This is a genomic window from Nonomuraea sp. NPDC003560 (assembly GCF_042878785.1).
GTDB lineage: Bacteria > Actinomycetota > Actinomycetes > Streptosporangiales > Streptosporangiaceae > Nonomuraea.
On sequence record NZ_JBIAOF010000009.1, the window covers coordinates 1 to 15259 of the forward strand.

Consider the following 15259-nt stretch of genomic DNA (forward strand, 5'->3'; position numbering starts at 1 on the left):
CGGCCGCTCGCCGAGGTCGCCGACGCCGAGATCGGGGCCGCGCTCACCGAGCTGTGGGCATGCCCACGTGACCCGCTTCCGCTGTCGCCGCTTCCCTGCGGAACCGAGAGTCGCGAAGTGCTCCTGCAGATGAATGGGAAATGAATTGAATGCGAGGTGAGAGCTCGTCTCCCGGCCGGAGGAGAGCGCCACTCCTGCACCGGTCGCATTTGGGTGAGATACAGGAGGTGAGGCACGGCGCGAAGCAGCCCGGACGCTTTCTGGGCGAGAGTTTGACGGCCGGGGTTGCGCCTTCGCGTTCGGGCCCATCCCATTTTCCGATTTTGCGGTTTTGGAGCGCCCGATTTAAACGCTCAAACCTTTTCCCGTGGGTTCTCAGGCAGTTCTCCTGGCGCTCACCACTTCATCATGTCATGTGTGACATGCTACTGCTCGTGTGTGGCGCGAGGCCGCGCGCCCGATCACCAAAGGGGAAATCGTTGAAGCAGATCGTCAAGCGTGGAGCCGCGGTACTCGCCGCAGGGGCGGTGGCCGCGGGGGCGCTAGCGCTGAGCAGCCCGGCATCCGCCGCCACGACTACGACCACCTGCAGTGACAGCATCCTGATCTCGGGTCTCTCCACTAAAGCCTGCGTGGATCTCACGGGCACTCAGGCGCGGTTCTACGGCACAGTCGGCGCGCCCGGCATCGCGGAGCCTGGCCCCGGCGGAGTCATCACCCCACAGCGCGCAGAGGTGGAGGTGTCCGGCCAAGTCGTCGGTGGCCTGTTCCTCGGCTCCCGGCAGCAGTTGGTGAGCATCTGGAACAACACCGTGACCGTTGAGGGCACCACCGCGACCGCCCCTTGCGGATCGACGATTCGCGCCGAGGTCAAGCTGTCCCAGGGACCCGCGGGTCCCGGCGGGTCCAGCTTCTACGGCCCTGCCTCCGTCACGGTGGATGCGCCGATCAGCTGCTGAAACAGATGGATCGACGGTGGGCGCGGAACAGCCGTTCGATGGTTGTCTTGCGTTTTGGTGTCTTCCCGCAGGTCAGAGATCGATGATCTTGTCAGGCGCGTAAGGCACGTGGACCGGCCTCGAAGGCATGTTGCATCGAAGGCGTGCCAGGGTGTTCGGCCGAGCTCGCGCGGCCCTCATCAACACCGCAGCCGCAGGTGCCCAGAGCGCCCGGCTGATCACACTGCCGAACCACACCGGCGACACCACCACCTGAACCACGGACGCAGCAGGCCCGCCGACTCTTCGGCGGGCCTGCTTTTCTATTCAGCGCCGTGCAGGATATACAGCCGATCAATCCCCTGGCCCACCCTGCAAACGCACCGAGACGATCGCCTGAGAGAAGCAGCGGATCGTTTGTCTGCTGGTCACGAGCGGCCTGGCGGGCAAGAAGAGCCTGGGGTCTGAGTTGACGGTGACCGGCCCAATGATCTACCGCGATACACGAGCCGTACACAAGATCAACCACCAACCAGCCATGATCAACAATAAGATCAGAGGCCGGCGAGAACCGAGAAACCCCAGGTCGAACGCGGTATTGAAGAGTAGGGCGGGTGGGACTTGAACCCACGACCCACGGATTATGAGTCCGATGCTCGTGACTCCTTCGCCGAGTCGTCGGCAGCAGGGGGTGTGGATTCAGGCTGATCGGATGGGTGGAGGGATTGCTGCTCGCGTAGGAGCGCTTGGGCGACGGCGGCGGCCGTGACCGCCTCTTCGCGTTGGCGCTGGGCGGTTTTCAGAGTGCCGGCCAGGTCGGCGAGTTCGCCGCGCAGCCGTTCGGCCTCGCTCAGGGACGCGGCTCTGGCCTGGTCGGCGAGGGTGCGGGCCTGCTCGGCCAGAGCGGCGGCGGTGATCGCCTGCTCGCGCCGCTGACATTCGGTGGTCAGCGCCTGGCGCAGCCGGTCGGCCTCTTCCGCGTGCGCTGCGGCGGTGCCGCGAGCCTGGTCGCGTTCCTGCTCGACCCTTCGAGTCTGGGCTTCCTGCTCTTGGCGGTGCCGGCGGAGGTCGGCGAGTTCGTGCTGCTGGTCGGCGACTTGGCGTTCAAGGTCCGTGATACGGGCGGTCGCGGCGGTGTGCATCTCGGTGAGTTCGGCGGTTCGGCGGAGAGCGACGTCACGGTCCTGCTCGGCCTGGTGCTGTCGGGCGGTGGCTTCGGCGGCGAGTTGCTCAGCTTGAGAACGTGCGTTCCCGTGTTCGCCGACCTGGCGCCAGGCGTCCTGCTCGCGTTCCTCGGCGCGGTCGCGGGCAGTCTCCGCCTGCCTTTGCGCCTGTTCGGCCGCCGCGATCCGGGCGGCGGCGGTGTTGGCCGCCGCCGTGGCGCGCTGATCTGCCGCATTGGCACGCTGGTCGGCCGCTGCGGCGGCGGCCCGGGCCTCCTCGGCTGCCTGCTCCGCGGCTTGGACCTGCGCCAGCGCGCCGCTGCTCAGCTCGGTCAACTGGGCGCTCAATGCCGCCTGAGCAGCCTGCCACTGCTCGCCGGCAGCCAGCAGCGGGCCGAGGAGATCCTGCGCTCGCAAGAGCGCGTTCGCCACCGGTGCGGCGTGTGAGGCGGTACGCGCCCGGTAGGCGGCGGCACGGCAGGCGTCGCTGCAGTACTTGGCTCGGCTGCTGCGTCCGGGGAGGGGTTTGGCGCAACCGGGGCCCGCGCATCGCATCTCCTCCGTCGTCTCGACTCGGGGGATGTCGTCGCTCTGGGGTGATGCCACCACAAGTTCCTGATCGTCTGCCACAGTCAGCCAGATTAGCGTTCGTAGCGATCGAACGCATCCGTTTCGTGCGAACGGGAACGCTGAACTCTCACATTCTGGTGCGTGATAATCTTCCTTATCAGAGGTTAGAGCGCGTCCAGCCGCATCAAAGAATGGGGACGAAACGGACATGAGTAAGAGCGGGTGGCTGCCGGCGGCGGGGGAGCAGTCCAAGGCGCTCGGGGCGCCGGAGTACGAGGGCGGCCACACCGTGGCCGACTACGCGCTCAGCGAGGACACCCGGCGCCTGATCGCCGAGGGTGTGCCGGCCAACACCCGTCGCGCCTACGCCCGCCAATGGGCCGCCTTCACCGTCTGGTGTGCCGAGTACGGCCGGCAGGCACTGCCGGCCACTGGACAGACGCTGGCCGAGTACGTCGCCCAGCTGTGCCTGGCCGGGCAGGCCCCGGCCAGCATCGAGCAGGCCCTGGCTGCCGTACGCACCATGCACCGCCTGTCCGGGCACACCGGCCAACCCGTCACCGAGGCCGCGCGGCTGGCCTTGCGCGCCTACAAACGCCAGCGCGCCGAGAACGGCGGTCGCGGCCAGCGCGAGGCACCACCCATCACCATCGACGCGCTGCGCGCCATGGTCAGCGCCTGCGACCTTGCCACACCGATCGGGCTGCGCGACCGGCTGCTGCTGGTGCTCGGCCTGGCCCTGATGGGCCGCCGCAGCGAACTCGTCGCCTTGACCAGGGACGACGTACGCGAGGTCGCCGACGGGCTGGAGGTCGTCATCCGCACTTCCAAAACCGACAAGGACTCCCGCGGCGAGACCATCGCCATCCCCCGCGGCACCCACCCGCTGACCGACCCGGTCGCCGCCTGGCGTGACTGGATCATCGTGCTCGACCAAGCCGGACACACCAGCGGACGGCTACTGCGCCGCGTCAACCGGCACGGCGGCATCGGCCCTTCCCTCGGCGCCGACGCGGTCAACGTCATCGTGCGCGACCTGGCAGTACGCGCGCGCGTGCCCTTCGCCGACACGGTCACCGCGCACAGCCTGCGCGCCGGCGGCGCCACCGTCGCCTACGCCGCCGGCGTCCCCGTCGCGGTCATCGCCAAACACGGCCGCTGGGCCCCCGCCTCACCTGTGGTCTTGCGGTACATCAGGGCGGTGGATCGCTGGCGGGACAACGCCATGCGGAATGTCGGTCTCTGACTGGCAACAGGCACGCGGTAGCGGCGAATCCAAGAGATGCGCCTTCCGCCTCTGCCGAGTTCGTCACTTCGTTGATGGTGCGTGCGCAGGGGCAGGGCAGCGTAGGAATGGCGGCGCCCCGGGTCGCATGAAACAGAGGCGAGCCCGGGTCTCATGTTGTGGCTTGGATCGCTTGATGACGTGATTTGGCGCCGGACAGCCGTTGGCGCTGAGAAGGATCTTGATCGCAGTGAGCGAAGACTGTTCATTGATGACGAAGATTCATACGCGCGTTGCCCGGTCCCGGCGTCGGCGACTCTGTCGTTGACCCATGCGCAGGCCCTTGAGCGGCGACCGCGCCAGTAGCGTTGGCGAGCCGTCGGGGCTGCTCTACCGGTGCAAGTGCGGCACCGGTAGAGCAGCAGCGGGAGGTAAGCGGCCGCGGTGGCCATGGTGGTGGCCTGCCGCTCGGTCTCTCGGTTGATGTGGCGTGGGTCGCGAGGGACCCCTTGTGGATCAGCTTCGCTGCGAGGATCCGATGCTCAGGGCGCCGCCACAACCGCCGCGGACAAACCCCGCTGACCAGCCCTAACGTCCTCTGGAGAAGAGCGTCGTGTTGCTGCTTCAGATCCCGCTCGGCGGCCAGCGCGCCCTGGCCCCGGCCAAGGCTCTCCAGCAGCTCGCCTACGAAGGAATTCTCTGTTCAACCGGGGAGGAGCTGACCGACAAGGAGCGGAAGTACTCGCTGCCTGATGCCCGCAACTACCTGGAGTCGCCATCACCGCCGGGCTCCGCGAGGGTCTTGTGGACGACGCCGACGGAGGCTTTGACTCCGGCGGCGATGGTACGGATGGATTCGCCGCGTTGGCGCCGGGCGAGGATGGCGGCGCGTTTGTCGTCGTCGACCACAGGACGGCGGCCGCCGACCCGACCGCGTTTGCGGGCGGCTTCCCGGCCGTTCTTGGTCTTGCGCGTGATGTAGCGGCGGCGGTCTTCGGCTAGAGCGAGGGCAAGGTCGAGGATGAGGGAGCGTTCGGTGTGCTCGCCGGCTGCGATGGCCTCCAGCACCTTGACGCCGACACCGCGCTGGAACAGGTCGTTGAGGACGATCAGCCCTTGCAGGAGGTTGCGGCCGAGGCGGTCGACCTCCTGTACGGTCAGCAGGTCGCCGTCGCGGATATAAGACAGCACGTTCAATAGGTCGTCGGTGGCGAGCTTGCGCCTGCGCCGCCTTGATCCACCGGTAGAACCCCGAACGAGACACCTTCAGCACCCAGCACAGCCGCTTGACGCCGAAGGCAGGCGGATGGAATCCGATTCCCAACAGCTCGGGACCGGTACGCGTAGGCGTCGGATGCGTTCATCCAGCGGGACGGCTCCTCGGTGGTGCCGCAGGCATCACGGACGTCGGCTGTGCGGTGACCGCAGCGGGTCGTCGTGCCGGCCACTCTGCGGCCCGTGAGTGATGCGGGAGCTCGATGGTGATGTCGAGGCCGCCGCCCGGGCGGACTGTGATCGCGATGTGTCCATGGTGGGCATGGGTGATAGCGCGCACGATGGACAGTCCCAGGCCCAGGCCCTGGCCGTCGGTGCGGACGCGGGTGCCCTGCCCGTGCACGAACGGTTCCAGCAGCGTCTGGGCTTCCTCAGGCGCGATCTCGCGGCCGGTGTTGCAGATCCGCAGCACGGCGCGTGCGCCCGCTGTGCGCGTCTCGACGGCGTGCGTCTCGACGATGAGGTGCCCGTCGGCGTGGTTGTAGCGGAGCGCGTTGTCGACCAGGTTACCGACCAGGCGTTCCAGCAGGACGGGCTCGCCGGTGACCAGCGCGGGCCGCAGCCTTGCGTGCACGGCTATGCCGGCGGCTGCCGCTTGCTCCTCGGCCGTGCCCAGGGCGGCCGCCGTGATGGCGGCCAGATCGGCCGCCTGCCGCGTGCCGGCTTCGGCCTGACTGCGGGCCAGCAGCAGCAACCCGTTCAGGACGCGCTGCATGTGGGTGACGGCGTCGCGCACGTCGCCGGCCATCGCGAGCAGCTCGTTGCGGCTGGGGTTTCCGTCCAGGGTGACGTCGATCGCGGTGCGGGCGGTGGTCAGCGGGGTGCGCAGCTCGTGGGCGGCGTTGGCGGTGAACAGCCGCTGGCTGTCCAGGATCCGGTCGCGCTCGGCGACGCCGCGTTGGATGCGGTCCAGCATGTCGTTGACCGTGCCCGCCAGCGTCGACAGTTCGTCGGCCGGGGTGGTGACCGGGACCCGCTCGGTGAGGTTCTCGGCCGACAGCCGGCGGGCGGCGGCGGAGATGACGCGGATCGGCCGCAGCACCCGGCCGGCGACCAGCCAGGCCAGTAGGGCGGCCAGGACGGTCACCATGATGAGCGCCAGACCGGCCTGGGGCACGAGCGCGGCCAGGGTGTCGGCCTGTACCTGGTCGGCGAGATCGTGCAGGTCCTGCGTCTGGGGTGGCACCGGCTGGAGCGCGCCCTGTGGGTCGGGGCCGTCCGGGTCCAGGTGGGTGACGAGCGCCGGGCGCCGCTTCATCAGCAGGTAGGTCAGCCCGGTCAGCGCGGCCCCCGCGGCCAGTACGAGGGCGGTCTGCAAGATGGCGAGCCGGGCGCGGGCGGTCAGCCTCATGGGCCGATCCGGTAGCCGGCGCCGATGACGGTCCCGACCAGCGGCGGGTCGCCGAGCTTGCGGCGCAGCGTGCCGATGGTGATCCGGACCGCGTTGGTGAACGGGTCGGCGTGCTCGTCCCACACCTTCTCCAGCAGCGTCTCCGCGCTGATGACGTCACCGCCGGCGGCCAGCAGTTGCTCCAGCACGCCGAACTCCTTGGGGGTCAGGTGCAGCAGCCTGCCGTCCCGCTCGGCGCTGCGCCGGGCCGGATCCAGGCTCACCCCGCCGGTGCGCAGCACCGGTGGACGGGCCGGTGCGCTACGCCGTACCAGGGCGTGCACGCGGGCGACCAGCTCGGAGAAGGCGAACGGCTTGCCGAGATAGTCGTCGGCGCCCAGCATCAGCCCACCGACCCGGTCCTCCACCGCGTCGGACGCGGTCAGCATCAGCACCCGCGACACGCCCCGCTGGACGAGCCGGCGGCAGACCTGGTCGCCGTGCACCTCCGGCAGGTCCCGGTCCAGGACCACCACCTCGTACGGGGTGAGCTCGCATTTGTCCAGCGCGCTGCGGCCGTCGAGAGCGAGGTCCACGGTGAAGCCGTGCTTGCGCAGCCCGGCCTCGATGTAGCCGGCGAGGGGCTGCTCGTCTTCCACCAGGAGCACACGCATCCGGGCAGTATCGCAACACCCACATATGGATCACATATGGTCCGCCGATCGCCCGCCGATATGCGCCGGCCGGTAGATGTGATCACCTCGAAATCCCCATAGAAAGGATCATGACGAGATGAGCCGTGCACGAGCGGCCGGCATGACCGGGTTGGCATCGGCCATGCTGGCGTTGAGTCTCCACACATCCGCCACCGCCGCCGTCGAGGTCAAGCCGGGAGACGTCCAGCAGGCGATGAAGGACCTGGCGAAGACGGACGGCGTGGTGGGGGCCATCGGCGAGCTGTACGTCGACGGCCGGCGCCAGGGTCAGGGGAGCGCGGGGACGCGCCTGCTCGGCGGCAAGGGTGGGCACATTCCTGCGGCTTCCCGATACCGGGTGGGGTCCCAGACCAAGCTGATGACAGCCACGGTGGTCCTGCAACTGGTCAAGGAGGGCAAGCTCGGCCTGGGGGACACGCTGGCCGCCGTTCTGCCGCAGGTGGCGCAGCAGGATCTGGTCGAGCGGGCCGGCGAGATCACCGTCCAGCAGCTGCTCCGCCACAGCTCCGGCATCCCTGACTTCTTCGCTTCGGGGAAGTTCGACGACGCCTTCGACTTCACGACCTACTACTCCCCGATCGACCTGGTGAAGGCATCCCGCGAGGTCCCCCGCACCGGGGAGCCGGGCGCGGGGTTCGCCTACTCCAACACCAACTACGTTCTCCTCGGCCTGATCGTCGAGAAGGTAACCGGCCGCAGCCTGTCCGCCGAGCTGGAGCGGCGTCTCTTCGTACCTCTGGGGATGAAGCACACCTATTTGACCACCAGGCCTCCTCAGGGGGTCAAGGGCCCGCACGGGCACGGCTACCACCCCGACGCCGAGGGCAGGCCGCGCGACGTCGACCGGCAGAACGCGAGCTTCGGGGGCGCGGCCGGAGGAGTGGTCTCCACCTCCGGCGATCTCAGCGCCTTCTACCGCGCGCTCAACCAGGGCCGGCTGCTGCCGGCGGACCTGCAGCAGGCGGTAGGACGGCCGCGGCCCGATCTGTGTGGCGGGACGGTCGCGGCGGCCGCGGGCAGTGGCCCCGGCTTCCTGGCGGTGACCTACACCTCCTCCGACGGCCGCCGCCAGTTCGTGGTATCCACCACGCTGAAGATCGACAACCAACAGGCCATGCCCGTCAATGACGCCATGAACAAGGCCGCCACGACCGTGCTCTGCCCCAGCCGATGACCGGAGGCGTCCATCCACCGCGACCTGCGTCCACGAGCCTCCGGACCCCGCGAACCGATCAACGGCATCGACGTGGCGCCCGGTAGTCGGGCCTCGGCGGCACCAGCGTGATGCAGCCTCCTTGTCCATACACTCTTGAAAGGAATATCTCCATGGTTGTCAGCCGTAGGGCCGTTGTCGGCGGAGCACTGCTGATGGCGCTTGCCGCCACCGGACGGCCGGTCGCGCGGGCGGCGGCCGCGGCCGCTGTTCCCTCACGAGAAGATTGGCGTGCCTTTCATGCCTATCTGAAGGAACTGGCTGCTGCCGGGAAGTTCTCGGGAGCGGTCCTGGTGGCCAAGGACGGCCGGCCGGTACTCAACAACGCCTACGGCATGGCCGACAAGGCCGGGAACGAGGTCAACACGCTGCAGACGCGGTTCTGCATCGGCTCCATGGGCAAGATGATCACCGGCGTCGCCGTCGCCCAGCTCGTCCAGAGAGGCAAGGTCTCCTTCCAGGACACGATCGGCACGTACGTCAAGGGGTTCCCGAACGAGATCGCCGACACGGTAACCGTTCACCACCTCCTCACCCACACCTCGGGCATGGGCGAGGTTCCCGGGAACGACCATGCGCAGACCGACGTCGACGTCCTGATGAAGGAGATCGTCAAGCAGCCGCTGACCTCCGAGCCGGGCGCGAAGATGCAGTACAGCAATGCCGGCTACATCGTCCTTGGCGCGATCATCGAGCAGGTGGGCAAGCAGGACTACGCCGACTACGTCCGCAAGCACATCCTGACGCCCGCGCGGATGCACGACACCTTCCTCGGCCCCTGGACGCCCGTCAAGGTCAAGCGCATGGCTCATCCCTACGCACTGTTCGACACGAACGGCCAGTGGGTCGGCGTGCCGACGAGGGACGGCACCACACCGGAGGGCGAGCTACGCGACCTCGGCGACCAGCCCGACGGGGCGTCGCCCGCTGGTGGCGCCATCTCCACCGTGGGCGACATGCTCAAGTTCGCCCAGGCCCTGCGGGGACACCGGCTGCTCAATGCCAAGCTCACCCGGACCGTCATGGAGGGCAAGGTGCAAGGCCTGAACAAGGACAGCAAGTACGCCTACGGCTTCAGCGACGAGCTGCGCAACGGCGTGCGCGTGGTCGGCCACAACGGCGGCATCCCCGGCTACTGGAGTGAGCTGGACATGTTTCCCACCAAGGGCTACACCATCGTCATCCTCACCAACCAGGACCTCGCCCTCTTCGAGCCACTCAGGAAGGCCAGAACCCTGATAACGGGGTAGCGCCGCCTCTAGGCGCTTGAGTCTTTCCGATCGACGAATTGTTGGCTATCCGCAGCAGGGCGGCCTCGCAATGCGAGTGAACAACACGCACAGGCCAGGCCGGACAGCGGGTGCTGCGGGGACGTGGCCGGGCGCGCCCTGGCCATGAGCCGGTATGAGGTGCTGGCGCCGCACCTGCACGAGGGGGGTGCCGCTGGCGCGGCTGGCGGCCGCCCATGGTGAAGACGGGCCCTGCTACCGGACCTTGCAGCGGTGGCTGGCCGGCTACCGGCGTTCTGGCCTGGATGGCTTGGCTCGCGTCAGTCGCAGGGACAAGGGTATACGCCGGTTCCCGGAGGAGCTGGTGGCGTTCGTCGCGGGGCTTGCCTTGCGCAAGCCCCGCCCCGGCGTGGCCACGCTCCATCGGCAGGCCGAGAGCGTCGCCAAGGCGCGCGGCTGGCCGGTTCCGGGCGATTGGACCGTGCACGGCATCGTCGCCGACCTTGACCCTGCGTGGGTCACCCTCGGCGTGGACGGTACCAAGAAGTACCGGGAGTCCTTCGAGCTGCTGCACCGGCGTGAGGCCACCCAGCCCAACGAGATCTGGCAGGCCGACCACACCGAGCTGGACATCTGGGGGATGGACGAGCGGGGCAGGTCTGCCCGGCCGTGGCTGACCGCCATCGAGGACGGCCACACCCGCGCCATCGCCGGATACGCCGTCAACCTGGAAGCGCCCTCAGCTCTGACGACCGCGCTGGCCTTCCGGCGCGCGATCTGGCGCAAGCCCCAGCCGGACTGGCACGTGTGCGGCATCCCGTCGGTACTCCAACTTGATCACGGATGCGACGCCACCTCCGCCCATCTGGAACAGGTGATGGCGGACCTGAAGGTGAATCCGGTCTTCACGTTGAAGGGCCGGCCACACGGCCACGGGAAAATCGAGCGGCTGATCGGCACGATCAACCAGATGTGCCTGGCCGACCTGCCCAGCTACGCGCCCCGCGGCACCCCCCGGCCGCGCCGGCCAGGCCAAGCTGACCCTGGCCGAGCGGAAACGCCGCTGACGCTGGGGCAACCGCGGCTCATCACCGGCCCACAGCTCGTCACTGACGTCCCACGGCTTCGGCTTGGCCGCCCGTACTCCTCTCTCGGCTACAGCGAGAGATCAAAGCACAGTAAAGATCATTCTGTTGGGACCTCTCAACCGCGGGCGGGGCGGCGGCGCAGATGGTAGGCGCAGGCCAGGGCGAGCAATATCGGGCCCCACAGCGCCGTCGGGGTGATGGACACCATCGCCAGCGCCTGCCACCAGCCATTCTCGTACGCCACGCTGCCGGCGACGCCGACCCAGGAGAGCACCATCCAGACCGAGACCGCGGTCAAGAGCAGCCCACCGGCCACGGCAGGGACGACCGCTGCCATGGGCGGCACACGTCTGCCGCCGATGACCGGGATCCAGCTCGGCACCACCTCGCCCCAGCCGCGCACCAGACCGATGCTGAGCAGCGCCGCCAACTCGGTGAGCACGCTGAGCCCGAAGACATAGGGGATGCTGATCCACAACGGTGACACAGGCGCGTCGTTGAGCTGGCCCATGTCGAAGTGAAAGGCGAACGGCAACCTCCACAGGCACGTGGGAAGCAGCAGCCAGGGAAGCGCGTAGGCGGTACGGAGCGCCCAGCGTGAGGCAGGTTGTGCGGTGTCACTGCTGGCCGGGGCCGCATGCAAGAGCTTGATCGCCATACCTGTACCTTCTCCTGGCCTCGAGAACGATTGATCACCTGTGAGGGTGAATCGCCTCACCCGCGCGAGCCAGTAGTGCTTTGTTGGGTCTGTCGGTGGCTCCGCCCTCGTCTCAGCGCCGCCGTCTGGAACTTCTCCGACGTGCGCTCAGCGACGAAACACTGGCCCTCCCCATCCGGGTCTCGGCCTGGCTCATGCTCCTCTTCGCTCAGCCGATCACGCGGATCGAACATCCACGCCTCGCCGGATCCTCACCGGCACCGGTCATGCCAGGGCCTTCGGCTTGTACGACAAGACCACCACTCAAGTCGTCGCTGACGCAGGTGGCACCTGCAACCGCTATGCCTCGAATGACCACGCACAGTGAACACCTGCAGCCCGACTGGCTTGAACACGGACCACTTGATCAACGACTCCTGCCAGCCCCGGGGCCGATCGCGGCTACTGGCGCCCGACACCGGCCATCGCTGACCGTCCGGCTTGCCGCGTTTGTCAAATGGGTGTCACCAGAGATGTACTGCCTTCCGGAAAGCTGATCATCCGATCAGGCACGAGGGAGGACCGGTGGACTTCGCGATCCTGGGCACCATTCGCCTCAATGGTCCCGGCGGCCGGATCCGTCTCAGCCGCAAGCAGCGGGCCGTGATCGCGGTCCTGCTGCTCCACCCGAACGCGACCGTTTCCACCGAACGCCTGATCGGCGCCCTCTGGGACGACCCGCCCCGCTCGGCACTGTCCAACGTCCAGACCTACGTCCATCAGCTCCGCCGCTCCCTGGAGGGCAGCGGCCTGTCGCTGGGGACCGAGGGGTCGGGGTACGCCTGCGAGGTCCCGCCAGAGCGTCTGGACCTGCTGGTGTTCGAGGAGGGCGTACGCCGGGCGCGCAGGGAACGGGCGAGCGGCGACCTGGTGGCGGCCGAGCGGGAGTACGCGGCCGCGGTCGCGTTGTGGCGCGGAACCCCGGCCGAGGACGTACCGCTCAGCGGGGCCGTGACGCCGCGGATCACCGAGCTGGAGGAGCAGCTGGCGGTGGCCAGATCGGAGTGGATCGACGTACGGCTCGCGCTCGGCCACGACGGCCTCGCCGCCGAACTGCGTACCCTCGTCGCCGCCCACCCGCTGCGTGAGCGGTTGCGCGAGCAGCTCGTGGTCGCCCTGCACCGCAGCGGGCGGCGGGACGAGGCCCTCGACGCCTTCCGCGAGGCGCGTGAGCTGCTGGTGGCCGAGCTGGGCATCGAGCCGGGCCCGGAGCTGCGCCGCCTGCACGCCGCGCTGCTCTCCGGCGACGCCGATCGCCGTTCGCCGCTGCTTTCCGGCGAGACCGATCATCACTCGCGACCGGCCGGAGAGGCCGGGCGCCACTCGCCGCCACCGAAGTCGGAAGGAGAGGGCGGCCGTCATTCGCCGCCGCCGACCGCGGACGCCGACCGGCACAGAATGCCGCCTTCCGCGGACGCCGACCGGCACGGCATGCCGCCTTCCGCGGACGCCGAAGCGGGCGCGCGGCCGATGGCGTTCCGGGGGCTGTGCCAGTTACCCGGCGACACCGCGGACTTCGTCGGGCGTGCGGGAGAGATCGCCGAGCTGCTGGGGCTGCTGCGGGCGGGCGCGGATCGGCTAGCTCCGCCCATCGTGGTCGTGTCCGGTCTGCCCGGCGTGGGCAAGACCACGCTCGCCGTACGACTGGCGCACCTGTTGCGAGCCGACTATCCCGACGGGCAGCTCTTCGTCCGGCTCGGACGGGACGCGCGCGGCCCCCGGGAGCCCGGCGAACTGCTGGACGTGCTGCTGCGCTCGCTCGGCCTCGACGGCGCGCTCATCCCCGTCCCGGTCGAGGAACGCGCGGGACTGCTGCGTCAGCGGCTGGCCGACCGGGCGGTGCTCCTCGTGCTGGACGACGCCGTCGAGGAGGACCAGCTCCGCCACCTGCTGCCGGGCACCGCACGCGGCGCCGTCCTGGTGACCTCCCGCTCTCCGCTGCCCGCCCTGGAAGGTGCCGTACGGCTCACGCTCGACCTCCCTGACGAGAAGGATGCCAGGCTCCTGCTGGAACGCGTGGCGGGCCCGGACCGCATCGGTTCGGCGCCCGGCGCGGCCGAGCAGATCCTGCGTTCCTGCGGCCGGTTGCCGCTGGCCATCCGGGTCGCGGGAGCCCGCCTGGCCACCCGGCCGGTCTGGCCGGTCAGCGAGTTCGCCACCCGGCTGGCCGGACGGGGCCTGGACGAGCTGGTCGTCGGCGGGCTGGACGTGCGCGCGACGTTCGAGCCGAGCTACGCGGCGCTGCCGGACCCGGCCAGGCGCGTGTTCCGGCTGCTGGGCCTGGCCGGGCTGGACAGCGTGGCGGAGTGGTCGGTCGCGGCCCTCCTCAGAGGACCCGCCACGGAACCGGACGCGGCGCCCGCCAGCCCGCCTGGCTCGGACGAGGACGCGGACAAGTGGAGGGCGGCCCCGCCGGCGGCGGATGCGGACAGGCCGGGGGCGGCCCCGCCGGCGGCGGATGCGGACAAGCTCGCGCTGGAGGCGGATGCGGCGCTGGAGACGCTGGTCGCGCGGGGCATGCTCACCTCGACCGAGGTGGACGGGGCCGGACAGCCCCGCTACCGGCTGCACGACCTGCTGCGGGTGTACGCGCGGGAGCGGGCGCAGGCGGAGGAGACCCCCGAGGGGCGGCGTGCGGCGCTCACCTGGCACGTGCTGGAATGCCTGCGGCGTACCCGGGCCGCCACGCGCCGCCTGCCGATCCTGCTGGCCCCGCCGTACGAGCGCGAGCCGGAGGAGGGACCGGCGCCCGACGTACGGGTGAGCGAGATGTGGCTGGCGGCCGAGCGGCGTACGCTGATGCTCGCCCTCAGCACCGCCGCCGAGCTGGGCCTGAACGACGTGGCGGCCGAGCTGGGGCACCACCTCACCAGCTATTTGATCATGGATCGGTTCCTGGCCGACGCCGAGCGGGTCCAGCGGATCGTGATCGGGCTGGGCGACGAGCGCGCCGCGCTGCGGGCCCGGCTGCTGCTGGCCACGGTGGAGATCGAATGGGGTCGGTTCCCATCGGCCGAGACCATGTGCGGCGTGCTTCTGGCGGAGTTCGGCCGCGCCGGCGACAGGCATGGAGCGGCGTACGCGCTGATCGTCAGGGCGGCCGCGCGGCACGGCATGGGCCGTCTGGACGAGGCGCTGGCCGACGCGTACGCCTGCCTCGACCTGATGGCGGCGCACGGCGACGCCGCCGGGCTGGCGTACGCGTGGACCTGGCCTGTCTGGATCCACGTCGAGCGCGGTGAGCACGGGCGGGCCGTGGAGATCGCCAGAGCGCGGCTGGAGGTGACAGAGAAGGACGACTACGCCATCCGCGGCAACCTGCTGCGCGGCCTCGGCGCCGCCCTCTACCAGCGGGGCGAGACGGCGGAGGCCGTCGTCCGCTACCGGGAGGGCCTGCTGGCGGCGCAGGCGCTCGGCGATCGCGCCGAGACGAGCAAGGCGCTGCGCCGGCTGGGGGAGGCACTGGGTGCGCTGGGCCGCTTCGACGAGGCGGCCGAGACACTGGCGGCGAGCCTGCGGCTGTTCGTGGTGAGCGGCGACACCCTGGGCGAGGCGCTGGCCGGGCACACGCTCGGCGTCGTGCACCTGCGCCAGGGCGAGCCCCACCGGGCGGTGGCGGACCTGCGGGCCGCGCTGGAACGGCTCGGCGGCGACGGGCCTCCGGTGTGGCGAGCCCGCGTTCTCAGGGAGCTGGGCCGGGCCTACGCCCTGCTGGGGCGGCACGAGGAGGCCGCGGCGGCGTGGCGCGGCTCCCTCGTCCTGTTCGGCGACGCGGCGGAGGGACGGGAGGTGGCCGCGTTCCTGGCGCCCTGACC

Annotated in this window: 11 protein-coding genes; 7 read left to right on the forward strand and 4 right to left on the reverse strand. The window is 69.8% G+C overall.

Features of this window, described 5'->3' with window-relative positions:
* Positions 1–479: 479 nt before the first annotated feature.
* The 3 genes from ACFYUV_RS31145 (at position 480) to ACFYUV_RS31155 (ending at position 3917) form a co-directional block, all read left to right on the forward strand.
* The gene (locus tag ACFYUV_RS31145) at positions 480–959 is read left to right on the forward strand and encodes a hypothetical protein (RefSeq protein ID WP_387674379.1); all 480 of its coding nucleotides are present in this window, start codon (positions 480–482) and stop codon (positions 957–959) included.
* A gap of 725 nt (positions 960–1684) precedes the next feature.
* On the forward strand, positions 1685–2548 hold the full coding sequence (locus ACFYUV_RS31150; RefSeq protein ID WP_387674382.1) for a hypothetical protein: 864 nt from the start codon (positions 1685–1687) through the stop codon (positions 2546–2548).
* Positions 2549–2879: 331 nt separating this feature from the next.
* Entirely contained in the window at positions 2880–3917 is a 1038-nt protein-coding gene (locus ACFYUV_RS31155) for a site-specific integrase (protein WP_387674384.1), read from the forward strand.
* 741 nt (positions 3918–4658) lie between these two features.
* On the opposite strand, the gene ACFYUV_RS31160 is transcribed toward ACFYUV_RS31155, so the two are convergent.
* The 3 genes from ACFYUV_RS31160 to ACFYUV_RS31170 all read right to left on the reverse strand — a co-directional run bounded on the left by ACFYUV_RS31160 (position 4659) and on the right by ACFYUV_RS31170 (position 7175).
* Complete coding sequence (locus ACFYUV_RS31160; protein ID WP_387674386.1) at positions 4659–5093, reverse strand: recombinase family protein; 435 nt, start codon at positions 5091–5093, stop codon at positions 4659–4661.
* Positions 5094–5256: 163 nt separating this feature from the next.
* Positions 5257–6522 (reverse strand): sensor histidine kinase, encoded by a 1266-nt coding sequence (locus tag ACFYUV_RS31165; protein WP_387674389.1) that lies wholly within the window; start codon positions 6520–6522, stop codon positions 5257–5259.
* Positions 6519–7175: a response regulator transcription factor gene (locus tag ACFYUV_RS31170; RefSeq protein WP_387674392.1), complete on the reverse strand. Its 657-nt coding sequence runs from the start codon at positions 7173–7175 to the stop codon at positions 6519–6521. Before ACFYUV_RS31170 ends, ACFYUV_RS31165 begins: the two co-directional genes overlap by 4 nt.
* Before the next feature lie 118 nt (positions 7176–7293).
* Between ACFYUV_RS31170 and ACFYUV_RS31175 the strand changes: the two genes are divergently transcribed.
* The 3 genes from ACFYUV_RS31175 (at position 7294) to ACFYUV_RS31185 (ending at position 10896) form a co-directional block, all read left to right on the forward strand.
* Positions 7294–8391 (forward strand): serine hydrolase domain-containing protein, encoded by a 1098-nt coding sequence (locus tag ACFYUV_RS31175; RefSeq protein WP_387674395.1) that lies wholly within the window; start codon positions 7294–7296, stop codon positions 8389–8391.
* A gap of 194 nt (positions 8392–8585) precedes the next feature.
* Entirely contained in the window at positions 8586–9680 is a 1095-nt protein-coding gene (locus ACFYUV_RS31180) for a serine hydrolase domain-containing protein (protein WP_387674398.1), read from the forward strand.
* Positions 9681–10023: 343 nt separating this feature from the next.
* Complete coding sequence (locus ACFYUV_RS31185; protein ID WP_387674401.1) at positions 10024–10896, forward strand: DDE-type integrase/transposase/recombinase; 873 nt, start codon at positions 10024–10026, stop codon at positions 10894–10896.
* Here ACFYUV_RS31185 and ACFYUV_RS31190 read toward each other — a convergent pair.
* The gene (locus tag ACFYUV_RS31190) at positions 10863–11405 is read right to left on the reverse strand and encodes a hypothetical protein (protein ID WP_387674403.1); all 543 of its coding nucleotides are present in this window, start codon (positions 11403–11405) and stop codon (positions 10863–10865) included. The genes ACFYUV_RS31185 and ACFYUV_RS31190 overlap by 34 nt on opposite strands.
* 564 nt (positions 11406–11969) lie before the next feature.
* On the opposite strand from ACFYUV_RS31190, the gene ACFYUV_RS31195 reads away from it, so the two are divergent.
* Complete coding sequence (locus ACFYUV_RS31195; RefSeq protein WP_387674406.1) at positions 11970–15257, forward strand: BTAD domain-containing putative transcriptional regulator; 3288 nt, start codon at positions 11970–11972, stop codon at positions 15255–15257.
* Positions 15258–15259: the final 2 nt, after the last annotated feature.